The following is a 15052-nucleotide window of genomic DNA, read 5'->3' as shown; positions in this document are numbered from 1 at the left end:
CCGGAACACCCCGCTGCCTCTCCCGGACATCCCGCAGCCTCTCCCGGACGTCCCGCAGCCTCTCCGGAAAATCCCGCAGCTCTCTGGCACTCGTAATCAAGTTTGACTAATAGGGGATCCGAGGCTACTTTCTCAGCCACTAGTCAACTTTGACTACGAGCTGAGGGGAGACGCAATGGGGACGGACGACGCCGTCGTCATCGAGGGGCTGAGAAAGGACTACGGCACGAAACGCGCGCTGGCCGGGCTGGACCTGACGGTGCCCGCCGGCACCGTACAAGGACTGCTCGGGCCCAACGGAGCGGGCAAGACCACGGCCGTGCGCATCCTGGCGACCCTGCTGCGCCCGAGTGCCGGCCGGGCACTCGTCGCGGGCCACGACGTGGTCACCGAGCCCGACGCGGTCCGCCACCGCATCGGACTGCTCGGGCAGCACGCCGCTGTGGACGAGGACCTGAGCGGCAGGCAGAACCTGGAGTTGTTCGGACGCCTCCACCACCTGGGCGCCCGGCGCGCGGCGGCCCGCGCCGGGGAACTGCTGGAGCGCTTCGCCCTCGCCGACACGGGGCGCAAGCCGGTCAGCGCGTACAGCGGAGGCATGCGCCGCCGCCTCGACCTGGCCGCCTCCCTCATCGGCGGCGACGGCACCGACGGCGGCGCGGGCCCCCAGGTCCTCTTCCTGGACGAGCCGACCACCGGCCTGGACCCGCGCGGCAGGACCGAGGTGTGGAGCGCCGTCCGCACGCTGGTGGGCGGGGGCACGACGGTGCTGCTGACCACGCAGTATCTGGAGGAGGCCGACCAGCTCGCCGATGCCATCGCCGTCATCGACGCGGGCCGCGTCGTCGCCGAGGGCACGGCCGACGAGCTGAAGGCCAAGCTCGGCACCGACCGCATCGACGTGGTCGTACGCGACGCCACCCGCCTTCAGGCCGCGGCCTCCGTCGTCGGCATGGCGGCCGGGGCCGCCGAGGTGACCCGCGACGAGGACCGCAGGCTGCTCAGCGCCCCGGTCACCGACCGGATGGCGGCCCTCGCCGAGACCGTACGGGCCCTGGACGCGGCCGGGATCGAGGCCGAGGACATCGCGCTGCGCCGCCCCACCCTCGACGAGGTCTTCCTGCACACCACCGAAGCGGGGGAGGACGCCGCATGAGCACCCATGTGCTGAGCGACTGCTGGACGATGACCAGGCGGGAGCTGGCCCACTGGCAGCGCAGGCCGGTGCAGGTCATCGTCAGCGTCGTCTTCCCGCTGGTGATGCTGGTGATGTTCGTGTACTTCATCGGCGGAGGCATGGGCGTCGAGAACTACCGGGAGTTCCTCGTGCCCGGGATGTTCGCGCTGACCATGGGCTTCGGCCTGGAGTCCACGATGGTGGCGCTCACCCAGGACCTGAACAAGGGCGTCATCGACCGCTTCCGTTCCATGCCCATGTCCCAGTCCGCCGTGCTGGTGGGCCGCAGCGCGCACGACATGCTGGAGTCCGCCGTCGGCCTGGTCGTCCTCGTCCTCGCCGGGCTGCTGGTCGGCTGGCGCTGGCACGGCGGGCCCGGGGCCGTGCTCGCCGCGCTCGGCCTGCTGCTCCTGCTGCGCTTCGCGATGCTGTGGGTCGGCATCTACCTGGGGCTGGTCGCCGGGCGGCCCGAGCTGGTGCAGGCAGTGCAGATCCTGGTCTGGCCGGTGGCCTTCTTCTCCAACGTGTTCAGCTCGCCCTCCACCATGCCCGGCTGGATGGGGACCGTCGCCGAGTGGAACCCGATGTCCGCGACGGCCCGTGCCGTGCGGGAGCTGTTCGGCAACCCCGTGTGGGGCGGCGGCTCCTGGGCGGCCGAGCACGCCACGCTGCTGGCCGTGCTGTGGCCGCTGGCGCTGCTGGCGGTCTTCTTCCCGCTGGCGGTACGCAAGTACGCGGCCATGGGGAAGTGAGCGCGCCGCCCGACGCGTGGCCGGGAGACCGGCGGAAAGGGCTTGCACCTCACGCGGCGTGAGGGCCCACCGTGGTCGTCGTCAACCGAACGAGGAGGCGGACGTGGACTACTCCGTCGGGCAGGTCGCCGGTTTCGCCGGGGTGACGGTGCGCACGCTGCACCACTACGACGAGATCGGGCTGCTGAGCCCTGGTCAGCGCAGTGCGGCGGGCCACCGCCGCTACACCGACGCCGACCTGGACCGGCTCCAGCGCGTGCTCTTCTACCGGGAACTGGGCTTCCCGCTGGAAGAGGTCGCGGCCCTGCTCGACGATCCCGCGGGGGCACCTCCCGGCCGGAGGCCGGGGGAGGATCCGGCCGGTCATCTGCGCCGTCAGCACAAGCTGCTGACCGGGCGGATCGAGCGGCTGCGGAAGATGGCGACCGCCGTGGAACGCGCCATGGAGGCACAGAAGATGGGTATCAACCTGACGCCCGAAGAGAAGTTCGAGGTCTTCGGGGACTTCGACCCGGACGAGCACGCGGAGGAGGCCGAGCGCCGCTGGGGCGGCACCGAGGCGTGGGCCGAGTCGCGGCGCGAGGCCGCCTCGTACACCAAGGAGGACTGGAAGGCGTTCACCGAGGAGATGAACGGGATCCACCGCCGGATCGCGGGGCTGCTGGCCGAAGGCGTACCCGCCGACGCCCCCGAGGCGATGGACCTGGCCGAGGAACACCACGGGTTCATCTCGCGCACCGGCTACGAGTGCGGCCACGATATGCACCGCCGGCTGGGCGAGATGTACGTGGCCGACGAGCGGTTCGCCGCCACCTATGAGGCCATCAGGCCGGGCCTCGCCGTCTACATGCGGGATGCGATCACCGCCAACGCGGCCCGCGCCGCCTGAGAACGGGGGCCCGCTGCCCGGGCCCCCGCCGCCCGAGGCGCGTTGCGCCGCACGGCTGCATCTGGCCTGCTCGGGCGTGGCGGTTTCCACGACGGGACGGTATGCGCGAAGTATGACTATTCGCGTGTGCCGTCCCGCACCGCGTTCAGCCCTCCGACTCACTTCCGCCATCTGACTCCCTTTTAATCCCTGGGCTCAGGGGGATCTTTGGGGAGAGCATTGCGCTCCACTGTGAGGTATCACGCTTCCGCAAGGTGGAACCAGCCCCGCTGGACACCGCGTGGAGGGTGTGGCACTGGTGGAGACTTGAGGCTTACCGCGCGTAAGACGCAAGAGTGTAAGGAGCGGACAGAACGTGGTGGGGCAGCCAAAAGGAAACGGCGACGCCGCAGGGCAGAGTGAAGAACCGGAGGACGCGAAGCCGCTCGCCGACGAGGCGCGCAGCGCGTTCACACCCCCGCTGGGCGTACCGCTCCCTCCCGTACCGGAGGACGAGCAGCCCGCTTCCGAGTTCACCGTCCCCGAGGGACTCGTCGCTCCCCCGTCCTACGAGTTCGGCAGCGCCTTCACCCCGCCCGAGGGCATCCCGGTCATCGGCCCGCTGGCCAAGTCGGGCTCGCCCTGGCAGGACCGGATGCGCACCATGGTGCGGATGCCGCTGGCCGAGCGGCCCGTCCCGGAGCGCGCCGCGCGCTCCGAGGACGTGGAGACCAAGCCCGCCGCCCCCCGTGTCCTCGACCTCATCCTCCGTATCGGCGAGCTGCTGCTGGCCGGGGGAGAGGGCGCCGAGGACGTGGAGGCCGCCATGTTCGGCGTCGCCCACGCCTACGGACTGGACCGCACCGAGCCCACGGTGACCTTCACCCTGCTGTCCATCACCCACCAGCCCTCGCTGGTGGACGACCCGGTCACGCTCAGCAGGACGGTGCGCAGGCGCGGCACCGACTACACCCGGCTCGCCTCCGTCTTCCGGCTCGTCGCCGACATCACCCAGGGCGACGTCACGCTGGAGGAGGCCTACCGGCGCCTCGCCGAGATGCGCCGTAACCGGCACCCCTTCTCCAAGGGCGCGCTCACCGTGGCCAGCGGCGCGCTGTCCGGCGCCGCCTCGCTGCTGGTCGGCGGTGACGCGCTGGTGTTCGTCCTGGCCGCGCTCGGGGCCATGCTCGGCGACCGGCTGGCCTGGCTGTGCGCGGGGCGCGGGCTGCCCGAGTTCTACCAGTTCGCCGCCGCGGCGATGCCGCCGGCCGCGATAGGAGTCAGCGTCGCGCTGCTCTACCAGGTCGACGACTCACGCCTCCAGGCGTCCGCGGTCATCACCGGTGGCCTCTTCGCGCTGATCCCGGGAAGGGCGCTGGTGGCGGCCGTCCACGACGGGCTGACCGGCTTCTACATCACGGCAGCGGCCCGCCTGCTGGAGGTCATCTACCTCATCGTCGGCATCGTCTGCGGCGTGCTGCTGGTGCTCTACGTCGGCGCCAAGCTGAACGCCAAACTGACGCCGGACGTCGTACACCACGCCGGTGACCCGGTCACCCAGCTCTTCGCCGCGATGCTGCTGGCGCTGGCCTTCTGCGTGCTGCTCCAGCAGGAACGTCACACCGTCCTGCTGGCCACCCTCAACGGGGGAGTGGCCTGGCTGATCTACGGGGCGCTGAGCACGGCGCAGGTGCCGCCGGTGCCCGCCACCGTGGTGGCCGCCGGGCTGGTGGGCCTCTTCGGCCAGCTCTTGTCCCGCTACCAGTTCGCGTCCTCGCTGCCCTACATCACCGCGGCCATCGGGCCGCTGCTGCCGGGCAGCTCGACGTACTTCGGGCTGCTCAACATCGCCCAGGAGGATGTGAACAAGGGCTTCGAACACCTTGCGACGGCGGGCGCGCTGGCCCTCGCCATCGCCATCGGCGTCAACCTCGGCGGCGAACTGGCCCGCCTCTTCATCAAGACCCCGGGCCGGGAGACCCCGCTCCCGGGCCGCCGCGCGGCGAAGCGGACCCGCGGGTTCTGACCACTTTCCGCCGCGACGGCGGGCGCCACGAGGTGGCACCCGCCGTCGCGGCGGAACGAGCGAGTCTCAGTGACCGCCCTCGGCGGCCAGCCGCTTCACCGAAGCCTCGACCTCGGCCTCGGCCTCCGCACGCCCCACCCAGTTCGCGCCCTCGACCGACTTGCCGGGCTCCAGGTCCTTGTAGACCTCGAAGAAGTGCTGGATCTCCAGCCGGTCGAACTCGCTGACGTGGTGGATGTCACGCAGGTGCTCCATACGCGGGTCCGAGGAGGGCACGCACAGCAGCTTGTCGTCGCCGCCGGCCTCGTCGGTCATGCGGAACATCCCGATGGCGCGGCACTTGATGATGCAGCCCGGGAACGTCGGCTCCTCCAGCAGCACCAGAGCGTCGAGCGGGTCACCGTCCTCGCCCAGGGTGCCGTCGACGAAGCCGTAGTCCGCCGGGTACACGGTCGAGGTGAACAGGTGCCGGTCGAGCCGGATGCGGCCGGTCTCGTGGTCCACCTCGTACTTGTTCCGCGAACCCTTCGGGATCTCGATGGTGACGTCGAACTCCACAGGGAGGCTCCTCCGTATAGATCATCAATAGATCAGCACTCGCGTGCCCTGGGGGCCGTCCCCCAGAAGAACTCCAGTCTGGTGATTAAGTGTCCCCCACGCACATGTGTGCTCGCGAAAGGGGCTGGTCGGGGTGCCTGACACCGCATCGAAGGTGCGAGACACCGCGAACCGGGCGTATCGCGCGGCCTCGCGGTCCGCAGGCGTGGCACGGCGTCGCGCCGGCGTGGCGGTACGGTCCGCCGATACGGTCATACGGGGAATCCCGCAGCGGTGGCGGGAGGCCGCGCCGCAGCAGCGGCAGACCATCCAGCTGGCGGCGGGTTCCGCCGCCGTGGGACTCGCGGTCGCGCTGACGACGGTGGCCGCGGCGGGACCCTGGGACTCGGGCCAGCGTACGGCGGAGCGCACCTGGGCGGCGGAGCAGCGGCCGGACAGCGGCACCGACCACGACGGCCGCACCGGGCTCACCGCCCCCCAGGTCCTCGCCGAGGCGGGCCCCCTTCCCGGAGCCGGCGGTACCAAGGGAGGCGGCGGCGCGAACGGGAGCGGCTCCCAGCGGGCCGACAAGGTGCCGCCGCCCACCGCCTCCGCGCTCGCCGACACCCTCGAACCCCTGCTCGAAGACGATGCGCTCGGCGCCGTACGGCACGCCTCCGTCGTGGACGCCGTCACCGGCAGGCAGCTGTTCGCCCAGGGCTCGGGCGAGACCGCGGCCCCGGCCTCCACCGTCAAGCTGGCCACCGCCGTCGCCGCCTTGACCGCGCGGGGCGAGAACCACCGCATCGCCACCCGGGTCGTCGGCAAGGGCGACCACGTCACGCTCGTCGGCGGCGGCGACCCGACGCTCACCAAGGGCGCGCTCTCCGACCTGGCCGAGGACACCGCACACACCCTGCGCAAGCGCGGCGTGCGCAAGGTCACGCTCGCCTACGACCTCACCCGCTACACCGGCACCGAGCAGCACCCCATAGGCCCGAACGAGAACCTCGCCCTCGTCACCCCGCTGATGCTCAACGAGGGCAGGCTCGACAAGAGCGACCACGGCCCCGCGGCCCGCACCGGCGACCCGGCCGGCCAGGCGGCCCAGGAGTTCGCCGACCGGCTCAGCGAGGAGGGCGTGAAGACGACGGGTACCGCCGAGTCCCGGAAGGCCCCCGGCTCGGCCCGCGCACTGGCCGTCCACAAGTCGGCCACCCTCGGCGCCCTGGTCGAACGGATGCTCACCAACAGCGACAACGACATCGCCGAGGCCCTGGCCCGCCAGACCGCGCTGGCCAAGGGCGAGCCCGCCAGCTTCGAGGGCGCGGGCCGCGCAGTGAAGAGCACCCTCAAGCGGCTCGGCCTGCCGCTGAAGGGCGTCAAGTTCGCCGACGGCAGCGGCCTGAACCGCGCCGACCGCGTCTCGCCCGCGCTGCTCACCCAGCTCCTGGTCCGCGCCGCCGACCCGGACAGGCCCACGCTTCGGCCGGTGATCACGGGCCTGCCGGTCGCCGGGTTCACCGGCACCCTCGACGCCCGCTACGGCGGCGAGCGCGGCGAGCCGGGCGCGGGCCTCGTACGCGCCAAGACCGGCACGCTGACCGGCGTGAACACTCTGGCCGGCACCGTCGTGGACGCCGACGGGCGGATGCTGGCCTTCGCCTTCATGACCACCGGCACCGTCGACGCGAACGCGGCACAGACCTCGCTGGACCGGCTGGCCTCCACCCTGGCCAACTGCGGCTGCCGCGACTCGCCTTCCGCCGGCTGATCCGTCACCCGGCACGGAAGCGGCCCGGGCCCCGACGCCCCTAGGGGAGCGGTGGTACCCAGGTCTCCTCCCGTACGGAGCACACTGCACGTACGGTGAAGGAATGACGAGCCTCGGTGGTGTGGAGATGGTCGACTGGAATCTCGCGGTCGCGACCGCGACCCGGCTCGTGCGGCCGGGGCCCGAAGTCAGCAGGGAAGAGGCGCGCGGCATCGTCGCCGAACTGCGGCGGCACGCCAAGGCGTCCGAGGAGCATGTGCGCGGCTTCACCCGCCTGAGCGCGGCCGGCCCCGAGGGCACGGACACCCCCGTCCTCGTCGTGGACCGGCCCGGCTGGGTGCGCGCCAACGTCGCGGGCTTCCGCGAGCTGCTCTCGCCGCTGCTCAGCAAGGTCGAGGAGCGGCGCGCGGCGCTGCCCGGCGGCGCGGTGCTCGGCACCGTCGGCGGCAAGGTCACCGGCGTCGAGGTCGGGATGCTGCTCTCGTTCCTGTCCTCGCGCGTCCTGGGCCAGTACGAGACGTTCGCCCCGGCCACCCGCGAGCTGCCCGGTGCCTCCGAGGGCGGCGGGCGGCTGCTGCTGGTGGCGCCCAACATCGTGCACGTCGAGCGGGAACTGGATGTGGAACCGCACGACTTCCGGCTGTGGGTGTGCCTGCACGAGGAGACGCACCGCACCCAGTTCACGGCCGTGCCCTGGCTGCGCGACCACATCCGGATGGAGATCCAGTCCTTCCTGGAGCAGACCGACATCGACCCCTCCACCCTCCTGGAGCGCCTGCGCGAGGCCGCCCAGACCCTGACCGGCAACAAGCCGGGCGAGGCGGGGGCCGAGGGGGCCGAGAACGAGACGGAGGCGCGCGAGGAGCGCGGCAGCCTCATCGAGCTGGTCCAGACCCCGGCGCAGCGCGAGATCCTGGGCCGTCTGACCGCGGTGATGTCCCTGCTGGAGGGCCACGCCGACTACGTCATGGACGGGGTGGGGCCCCAGGTCGTGCCCTCGGTCTCGGAGATCCGCGAGAAGTTCCAGCAGCGGCGCGCCAGCGGCGCGGGCCGCCTCGACCAGGCGCTGCGCAAGCTGCTGGGCCTCGACGCCAAGCTGCGGCAGTACCGCGACGGCGAGCGCTTCGTGCGCGCCGTGGTCGACGAGGTCGGCATGGACGGCTTCAACCGGGTGTGGACGTCACCGAACACACTCCCGACGAAGGCAGAGATCGCCAAACCCGCGGAGTGGGTCGCGAGGGTGCACCGAAAGGCCGACTGAGGCTACCGGGAGCCTCGCCAATCACCCTTCTGAGGGACCGTGAGGGCCGGGTACGCGTGCGATGCTCGGGGAATACGGCTCGTCTCTGTCACCATCGACATACTCAGCGTGATGAGATCAGCTTCAACTCTCCGCAACATCCCCGCAGAACCGCAGAACCCCGCAGATCTGCGGACCCCCGCATCGACGCAGATCACTTGACGAGGAAGTGAATCGGACATGGGTCCCCACCCCGCGGTCGCCGCGATACGCCTGGCGGTCCGCCGCACACTCCACGACGTGCTCAGCGCACATGTGACGGCAGCCCCCCAGCCGGCCCTCTCCCTCCCCGCTCCCGAATCCCCCGCCTCCGCGACCGTCCCTGCCTCCGCGCCCGTCCAAGCCTCCGCGACCGTCCCGGCCACCCCCCGTGCCCGGGCCGCCGCGCCCTCCGACGCGCCGCTCGTCCTCGTCGCCTGCTCGGGCGGCGCGGACTCCACGGCGCTCGCCTCCGCGCTCGCCTTCGAAGCCCCCCGCCTCGGGCTGCGCGCCGGAGGTGTCACTGTCGATCACGGCCTCCAGCCCGGCTCGGACGAGCGCGCCCAGGACGTCGCCGAGCGCCTCGCCGACCTCGGCCTGACCCCCGTCGAGTCCGTCGCCGTACGCGTGGGCCGTACGAACACGGGCCCCGAGGCCGCGGCTCGCGATGCCCGCTACGCCGCGCTCGACGAGGTCGCCGAGCGGCTCGGCGCCGCGGCCGTGCTGCTCGGGCACACCCGCGACGACCAGGCCGAAACCGTGCTGCTCGGCCTCGCACGCGGCTCGGGCACCCGTTCCCTGTCCGGCATGGCGGCGGTCTCCGGCCCCCGGGGCCGCTACCGGCGCCCCTTCCTGGGCGTCGACCGGCAATCCACCCGCAAGGCGTGCATGGTCCAGTCGCTCCCCGTCTGGGACGACCCGCACAACGCCGACCCCGCCTACACCCGCTCCCGCGTGCGGCACGAGGCGCTGCCCGCGCTGGAGAAGGCCCTCGGCAAGGGCGTCGTCGAGGCCCTCGCCCGCACCGCACAGCTCTCCCGTGACGACGCGGACGCGCTGGACGCCTGGACGGAGGACGCCGAGCGCACGGTGCTGCACACGGAGGACCCCGAGAGCCCCGGCGGCCCCGGGGCCCAGGGCGCCGTACCCGGTCTGCGCAGGGAGCTTGACACCGCACGGCTGTACGCGCTGCCGCCCGCCGTGCGGCGGCGGGTGCTGCGGCGGGCGGCGATCGAGGCGGGCGCCCCGGCCGGATCCCTGTTCGCCCGGCACATCGAGGAGATGGACCGGCTGATCACCGCCTGGCGCGGTCAGCGGGCCCTCAACCTGCCCGGGCGTGTGGAGGCCAGCCGGCAGGGTGGCAGACTGGTCATCCGGCATGGCTCACCGAACGACCGGCACTGACCGGCGCCGGCCGGCGGCCCGTCGCACGACGGCCGGCCGGCCTCCCCGGTGGGGCTGAGACCTCGACAGAGCGAGAGCGGCACGGGTGGACGAGAAAGACATGGGCACCGACCTTCAGTCGGTGCTGGTCGGCAAGGAAGAGATCGACGCGAAGCTGGCCGAGCTGGCCGCGAAGATCGACGCTGAATACGAGGGCAAGGACCTGTTGCTCGTCGGGGTCCTCAAGGGCGCCGTCATGGTCATGGCCGATCTGGCGCGGGCGCTGTCGAGCCCGGTGACGATGGACTGGATGGCGGTGTCCTCCTACGGCGCCGGCACCCAGTCCTCCGGGGTGGTGCGCATCCTCAAGGACCTGGACACCGACATCCAGGGCAAGCACGTGCTGATCGTCGAGGACATCATCGACTCGGGGCTGACCCTGTCGTGGCTGCTGTCCAACCTGGGTTCGCGCGAGCCCGCCTCCTTGAACGTGTGCACGCTGCTGCGCAAGCCGGACGCCGCCAAGGTGGCGATCGACGTGAAATGGGTGGGCTTCGACATCCCCAACGAGTTCGTGGTCGGCTACGGGCTCGACTACCGCGAGCGGTACCGCAACCTGCCCTTTGTGGGCACGCTGGCGCCGCACGTGTACGGCGGCTGAGCCATCCGGCGCACCGCGTTCACCGAACCGGTCGGCGCAACGGTCCGTACGTGCTTGCGGGCCGGGAACACTGGGCCGGGGCCCCTCGTTGGAGCTTCGGAGGGCGGTGTGGTTAACCGTCCTCGGCGGCGCCGGGTGACAATGCTGGGGTACCGTCCGAAGGTCAGGCTTTTCAACTCACTGTGGCAGGAGGGACGGGGCGCACGCGCTCCGTATGGATGGACGTGAAGCGATACTTCCGCGGGCCGGTCATGTGGATCGTGCTGGCCGTCCTTGCCGTGGTCGTGTTGATGCAGGTCGTCGGCTCGTCCGGCGGCTTCAAGACGGTGGACACCGGCCAGGTCGTACAGGCGATCCGACAAGACAAGGTGAAGTCCGCTGAGCTCACCACGGACGACGAGCGAATCGTCAAGCTGGAGCTCAAGGACGGCGCCAAGGTCGAGGACAGCGACAAGATCAAGGCGAGCTACATCGACGACCAGGGCGTCGACATCGCCAAGGAACTTCAGCAGAAGTACGACCAGAAGGAGATCCCCAAGGGCTACACGGTCGCACCGCAGAAGCAGAACCCGTTCGTCGGGATGCTGCTCTCCCTGCTGCCGTTCGTCCTGATCATCGTCGTCTTCCTGTTCCTGATGAATCAGATGCAGGGCGGCGGCTCCCGGGTCATGAACTTCGGGAAGTCCAAGGCCAAGCTCATCACCAAGGACACCCCGAAGACGACCTTCTCCGATGTGGCGGGCTCCGACGAGGCCGTCGAGGAGCTCCACGAGATCAAGGAGTTCCTCCAGGAGCCGGCGAAGTTCCAGGCCGTCGGTGCCAAGATTCCCAAGGGTGTGCTGCTCTACGGCCCGCCCGGCACCGGTAAGACCCTGCTGGCCCGCGCGGTCGCGGGCGAGGCGGGCGTCCCGTTCTACTCGATCTCCGGGTCCGACTTCGTCGAGATGTTCGTGGGTGTGGGTGCCTCCCGGGTGCGCGACCTGTTCGAGCAGGCCAAGGCGAACGCCCCGGCGATCGTCTTCGTCGACGAGATCGACGCCGTCGGCCGCCACCGCGGCGCCGGCATGGGCGGCGGTCACGACGAGCGCGAGCAGACGCTCAACCAGCTGCTGGTCGAGATGGACGGCTTCGATGTGAAGGGTGGCGTCATCCTGATCGCCGCCACCAACCGGCCGGACATCCTGGACCCGGCGCTGCTGCGTCCGGGCCGCTTCGACCGCCAGATCGCGGTCGACCGCCCCGACATGCAGGGCCGTCTGGAGGTCCTCAAGGTCCACCAGAAGGGCAAGCCGATGGCGCCCGACGTGGACCTGAGCGCCGTGGCGCGCCGCACCCCCGGCTTCACGGGCGCGGACCTGAGCAACGTCCTCAACGAGGCCGCGCTGCTCACCGCGCGCAGTGACGCGAAGCTGATCGACAACAAGTATCTGGACGAGGCGATCGACCGCGTCGTGGCGGGCCCGCAGAAGCGGACCCGGATCATGAGCGACAAGGAGAAGAAGATCACCGCGTACCACGAGGGCGGACACGCCCTGGTCGCGGCGGCTTCACCGAACTCCGACCCCGTTCACAAGATCACAATCTTGTCGAGAGGTCGTGCGCTGGGCTACACCATGGTGCTGCCCGACGAGGACAAGTACTCCACGACCAGAAACGAGATGCTCGACCAGCTCGCCTACATGATGGGCGGCCGGGCGGCCGAGGAGCTGGTCTTCCACGACCCGACCACGGGCGCGGCCAACGACATCGAGAAGGCGACGGCCACCGCCCGCGCGATGGTCACGCAGTACGGCATGACCGAGCGGCTCGGGGCGATCAAGTTCGGCTCCGACCAGTCCGAGCCCTTCCTGGGCAAGGAGATGGGCCACCAGCGCGACTACTCCGAGGAGGTCGCCGGGCTGGTGGACGAGGAGGTCAAGAAGCTGATCGAGACGGCGCACAACGAAGCCTGGGAAATCCTGGTGGAGAACCGCGACGTCCTCGACAACCTCGTCCTGGCCCTGCTGGAGAAGGAGACGCTGAACAAGGAGGAGATCGCCGAGGTCTTCAACTCCATCGTGAAGCGTCCCGCCAGGCCCGCCTGGACCGGCTCCTCGCGCCGGACCCCCTCCACCCGGCCGCCGGTCTCGGCGCCGCCGGCCGCCCTGACGAACGGCTCCACGCCGTCGCTGGGCAAGGAGATCGGCCCCCGCGACTCGGACGCCATCATCGAGCCGGCGGATCCCGACAACGGATAGCCGTCACCCGTATCACAGCGGGCCGGGCAGCACCCCCGGAATGTCAGCCGCGTCCCTCAGGTTCTAGCCTCTGAGGGGCGCGGCTTTCCGCTGCTTACGTACGAGGAACGAGGGACCCACATGACCGACCCGGTGACCCTGGAGGGTGCGAGCCCGATAGGCGAGTTCGACGAGAAGCGGGCCGAGAACGCGGTGCGGGAACTCCTGATCGCTGTCGGTGAGGACCCGGACCGGGAGGGTCTCCTGGAGACCCCGTCGCGGGTTGCCCGCTCGTACAAGGAGATCTTCGGGGGCCTTCGCCAGCAGCCCGAGGATGTGCTGACCACGACCTTCGATCTGGGCCACGACGAGATGGTGCTGGTCAAGGACATCGAGGTCTACTCGACCTGTGAACATCATCTGGTCCCGTTCCACGGTGTGGCCCACGTCGGCTACATCCCGGCGGTCTCGGGCAAGATCACCGGGCTGTCCAAGCTGGCCCGGCTCGTCGACGTCTACGCCCGCCGTCCGCAGGTCCAGGAGCGGCTGACCACGCAGGTCGCCGACTCGCTGATGCGGATACTGGAGCCGCGCGGCGTTATCGTCGTCATCGAGTGCGAGCACATGTGCATGTCCATGCGGGGCATCCGCAAGCCCGGCGCCAAGACCGTCACCTCAGCGGTGCGCGGCCAGCTGCGGGACGCGGCCACCCGCTCCGAGGCCATGAGCCTCATCCTGCGCTGAGCGCTCCGCCGGAAGGGCCGAGAGGCCGTCGTTCGGCTGCGGCCCCGTTGTGGCTGGCCGCGCAGTTCCCCGCGCCCCTTCGGGGCGCGGCTTCAGCGGGGCCGCCTGGCCGCGCTCTACGCTCGCGCCGCCGGAGGGGCGTCGTCGTCCTCGTCGTCGGGCAGGCGGCATACGCGCTCCAGGAAGACCGCAGCCGCTATGACGGCGATACCCGCCGCCACAGCGAGGCCGGCGTAGAGCGCCTGGTCGCTTCTGGCGGGGACGTCGGAGCGTTCGATCAGCAGGAACACGCCCGTACCGCCGTACATGCCCGAGACCAGGGCGGCCACCAGGGCGCTGGCCTGGCCGAACAGGAGGGCGCGGGCCGCCATCATGGGGTCGACCCCCTTAGCGCCCGGCGCCCGCTCCCGCTGCGCCTTCAGGCGGGAGCGCAGCGACAGCGCCGTGGCCAGGAGCACCGCGGCGATCGCGCCCAGCACGATCGGGGCCGCGACCGGGACGCTCGGCAGGGTGCCGAGCGAGTCCCAGAGTCTCGCTCCGCCCCACGAGAGCACCCCGGCGACCACGAAGAGGGCCGCCAGGGTGCGGATACGGAGTTCTTTCACAGAGCTTCACCTCGCGGGGGCGGTGGTCCGGGGCAGCCCCCGGAAAAAAGCGGCACGGGGCACCCAACGCTTACGCGGGCAGGCTGAGTTCCAGGTCCGGGCGCGCGGCGACGCCCTCCGTGCCGAGCGAGGCGAGCAGCTGGTCGACGGGGCCGTGCCCCGGCACCTCGGCGGCCGGGTCCACATCGCGCCAGGGCACCAGGACGAAGGCCCGCTCGTGGGCCCGCGGGTGGGGGAGGGTGAGCTTCGGGTCGTCCGAGACGACGCCCTGGTAGGCGACGATGTCCACGTCGATGGGGCGGGGGCCCCAGCGCTCGTCCCTGACGCGTTCCAGCGCCTCCTCGATGGCGTGGCCGCGCTCCAGGAGCGAGCCGGGGGGCAGGGTCGTCTTGACGACCACGACCGCGTTGAAATAGCTGGGCTGGCTGTCCGGATCCACCCCCCACGGCTCGGTCTCGTAGACCGGCGAGACGGCCTTGACCCTCAGCCCCGGGGTGTCGGCGAGGGCGTCGATCGCGCTCTGGAGGGATTCCAGCCGGTTCCCGAGGTTGCTGCCGAGGGAGATGACGGCGCGCTTGGGGTTGTGCAGGGTCGCGTCCGCCGCATCCACCTGCTGCACCACCGAGGCGGGCACCGGCTGTACGGTCGGGTCACTGTTCGGCGTCATGCGCGGCTCCGCTTGATAGTGATGGTCACGTCTTCGAAGGGCACGGTGATCGGGGCGTCGGGCTTGTGGACGACCACCTCGACCTCTCGTACGGCCTCGTGCCGCAGACAGCTGTCCGCGATCCGCTGGGCGAGCGTCTCGATCAGGTCGACCGGCTCGCCCTCGACGACCGCGACGGTCTCCTCCGCCACGATGCCGTAGTGCACGGTCTTGGCCAGATCGTCGCCGTCGGCCGCCGGACGGGTGTCGAGGCCCATGTCCAGGTCGACGACGAAGGTCTGTCCCTCTTCGCGTTCCCTGGCGAACACCCCGTGATGCCCACGCGCCTTGAGGCCGCGCAGTGCGACGCGGTCCATATGCGTC

14 protein-coding genes are annotated in these 15052 nt (G+C 71.0%); 10 read left to right on the top strand and 4 right to left on the bottom strand.

What is annotated here, in order from left to right; all coding sequences use genetic code 11:
* The first annotated feature begins 175 nt into the window (after positions 1-175).
* The 4 genes from OHB04_RS18580 to OHB04_RS18565 all read left to right on the top strand — a co-directional run bounded on the left by OHB04_RS18580 (position 176) and on the right by OHB04_RS18565 (position 4823).
* Entirely contained in the window at positions 176-1156 is a 981-nt protein-coding gene (locus OHB04_RS18580; RefSeq protein WP_326688819.1) for an ATP-binding cassette domain-containing protein, read from the top strand.
* Positions 1153-1929, top strand: coding sequence for an ABC transporter permease (locus tag OHB04_RS18575; RefSeq protein WP_326807834.1), 777 nt, complete (start codon positions 1153-1155; stop codon positions 1927-1929). Before OHB04_RS18580 ends, OHB04_RS18575 begins: the two co-directional genes overlap by 4 nt.
* 103 nt (positions 1930-2032) lie before the next feature.
* The gene (locus OHB04_RS18570; protein ID WP_326807833.1) at positions 2033-2818 is read left to right on the top strand and encodes a MerR family transcriptional regulator; all 786 of its coding nucleotides are present in this window, start codon (positions 2033-2035) and stop codon (positions 2816-2818) included.
* Between the two features lie 355 nt (positions 2819-3173).
* The gene (locus OHB04_RS18565; RefSeq protein WP_326688816.1) at positions 3174-4823 is read left to right on the top strand and encodes a threonine/serine ThrE exporter family protein; all 1650 of its coding nucleotides are present in this window, start codon (positions 3174-3176) and stop codon (positions 4821-4823) included.
* Positions 4824-4889: 66 nt separating this feature from the next.
* Here OHB04_RS18565 and OHB04_RS18560 read toward each other — a convergent pair whose 3' ends face one another.
* Positions 4890-5381: an inorganic diphosphatase gene (locus OHB04_RS18560; protein ID WP_326688815.1), complete on the bottom strand. Its 492-nt coding sequence runs from the start codon at positions 5379-5381 to the stop codon at positions 4890-4892.
* 133 nt (positions 5382-5514) lie between these two features.
* Between OHB04_RS18560 and dacB the strand changes: the two genes are divergently transcribed.
* The 6 genes from dacB to folE all read left to right on the top strand — a co-directional run bounded on the left by dacB (position 5515) and on the right by folE (position 13417).
* Entirely contained in the window at positions 5515-7134 is a 1620-nt protein-coding gene (dacB, locus tag OHB04_RS18555; protein WP_326688814.1) for a D-alanyl-D-alanine carboxypeptidase/D-alanyl-D-alanine endopeptidase, read from the top strand.
* A gap of 103 nt (positions 7135-7237) precedes the next feature.
* Positions 7238-8395: a zinc-dependent metalloprotease gene (locus OHB04_RS18550; RefSeq protein ID WP_326688813.1), complete on the top strand. Its 1158-nt coding sequence runs from the start codon at positions 7238-7240 to the stop codon at positions 8393-8395.
* A gap of 219 nt (positions 8396-8614) precedes the next feature.
* On the top strand, positions 8615-9817 hold the full coding sequence (gene tilS, locus OHB04_RS18545) for a tRNA lysidine(34) synthetase TilS (RefSeq protein WP_326807832.1): 1203 nt from the start codon (positions 8615-8617) through the stop codon (positions 9815-9817).
* Positions 9818-9917: 100 nt separating this feature from the next.
* On the top strand, positions 9918-10457 hold the full coding sequence (hpt, locus tag OHB04_RS18540) for a hypoxanthine phosphoribosyltransferase (RefSeq protein WP_326688811.1): 540 nt from the start codon (positions 9918-9920) through the stop codon (positions 10455-10457).
* A 218-nt stretch (positions 10458-10675) separates the two neighbouring features.
* Positions 10676-12694 carry an ATP-dependent zinc metalloprotease FtsH gene (gene ftsH, locus OHB04_RS18535; protein WP_326688810.1) on the top strand — a complete coding sequence of 673 codons (2019 nt, stop codon included), beginning with the start codon at positions 10676-10678 and terminating at the stop codon, positions 12692-12694.
* Between the two features lie 120 nt (positions 12695-12814).
* A complete protein-coding gene (folE, locus tag OHB04_RS18530; protein ID WP_326688809.1) occupies positions 12815-13417 on the top strand; it encodes a GTP cyclohydrolase I FolE in 603 nt (200 codons plus the stop codon).
* Between the two features lie 116 nt (positions 13418-13533).
* On the opposite strand, the gene OHB04_RS18525 is transcribed toward folE, so the two are convergent.
* The 3 genes from OHB04_RS18525 to folB form a co-directional block, all read right to left on the bottom strand.
* On the bottom strand, positions 13534-14022 hold the full coding sequence (locus tag OHB04_RS18525; RefSeq protein ID WP_326688808.1) for a DUF3180 domain-containing protein: 489 nt from the start codon (positions 14020-14022) through the stop codon (positions 13534-13536).
* 70 nt (positions 14023-14092) lie between these two features.
* Positions 14093-14689 carry a 2-amino-4-hydroxy-6-hydroxymethyldihydropteridine diphosphokinase gene (folK, locus tag OHB04_RS18520; protein ID WP_326688807.1) on the bottom strand — a complete coding sequence of 199 codons (597 nt, stop codon included), beginning with the start codon at positions 14687-14689 and terminating at the stop codon, positions 14093-14095.
* A complete protein-coding gene (gene folB, locus OHB04_RS18515; RefSeq protein ID WP_326688806.1) occupies positions 14686-15045 on the bottom strand; it encodes a dihydroneopterin aldolase in 360 nt (119 codons plus the stop codon). Before folB ends, folK begins: the two co-directional genes overlap by 4 nt.
* Positions 15046-15052: the final 7 nt, after the last annotated feature.

Source organism: Streptomyces sp. NBC_01775 (genome assembly GCF_035917675.1).
In the GTDB taxonomy this organism is placed as follows: Bacteria; Actinomycetota; Actinomycetes; order Streptomycetales; family Streptomycetaceae; genus Streptomyces.
Note: the sequence above shows the minus strand (reverse complement) of the source record. Positions and strands in the feature narration are given on the sequence as shown.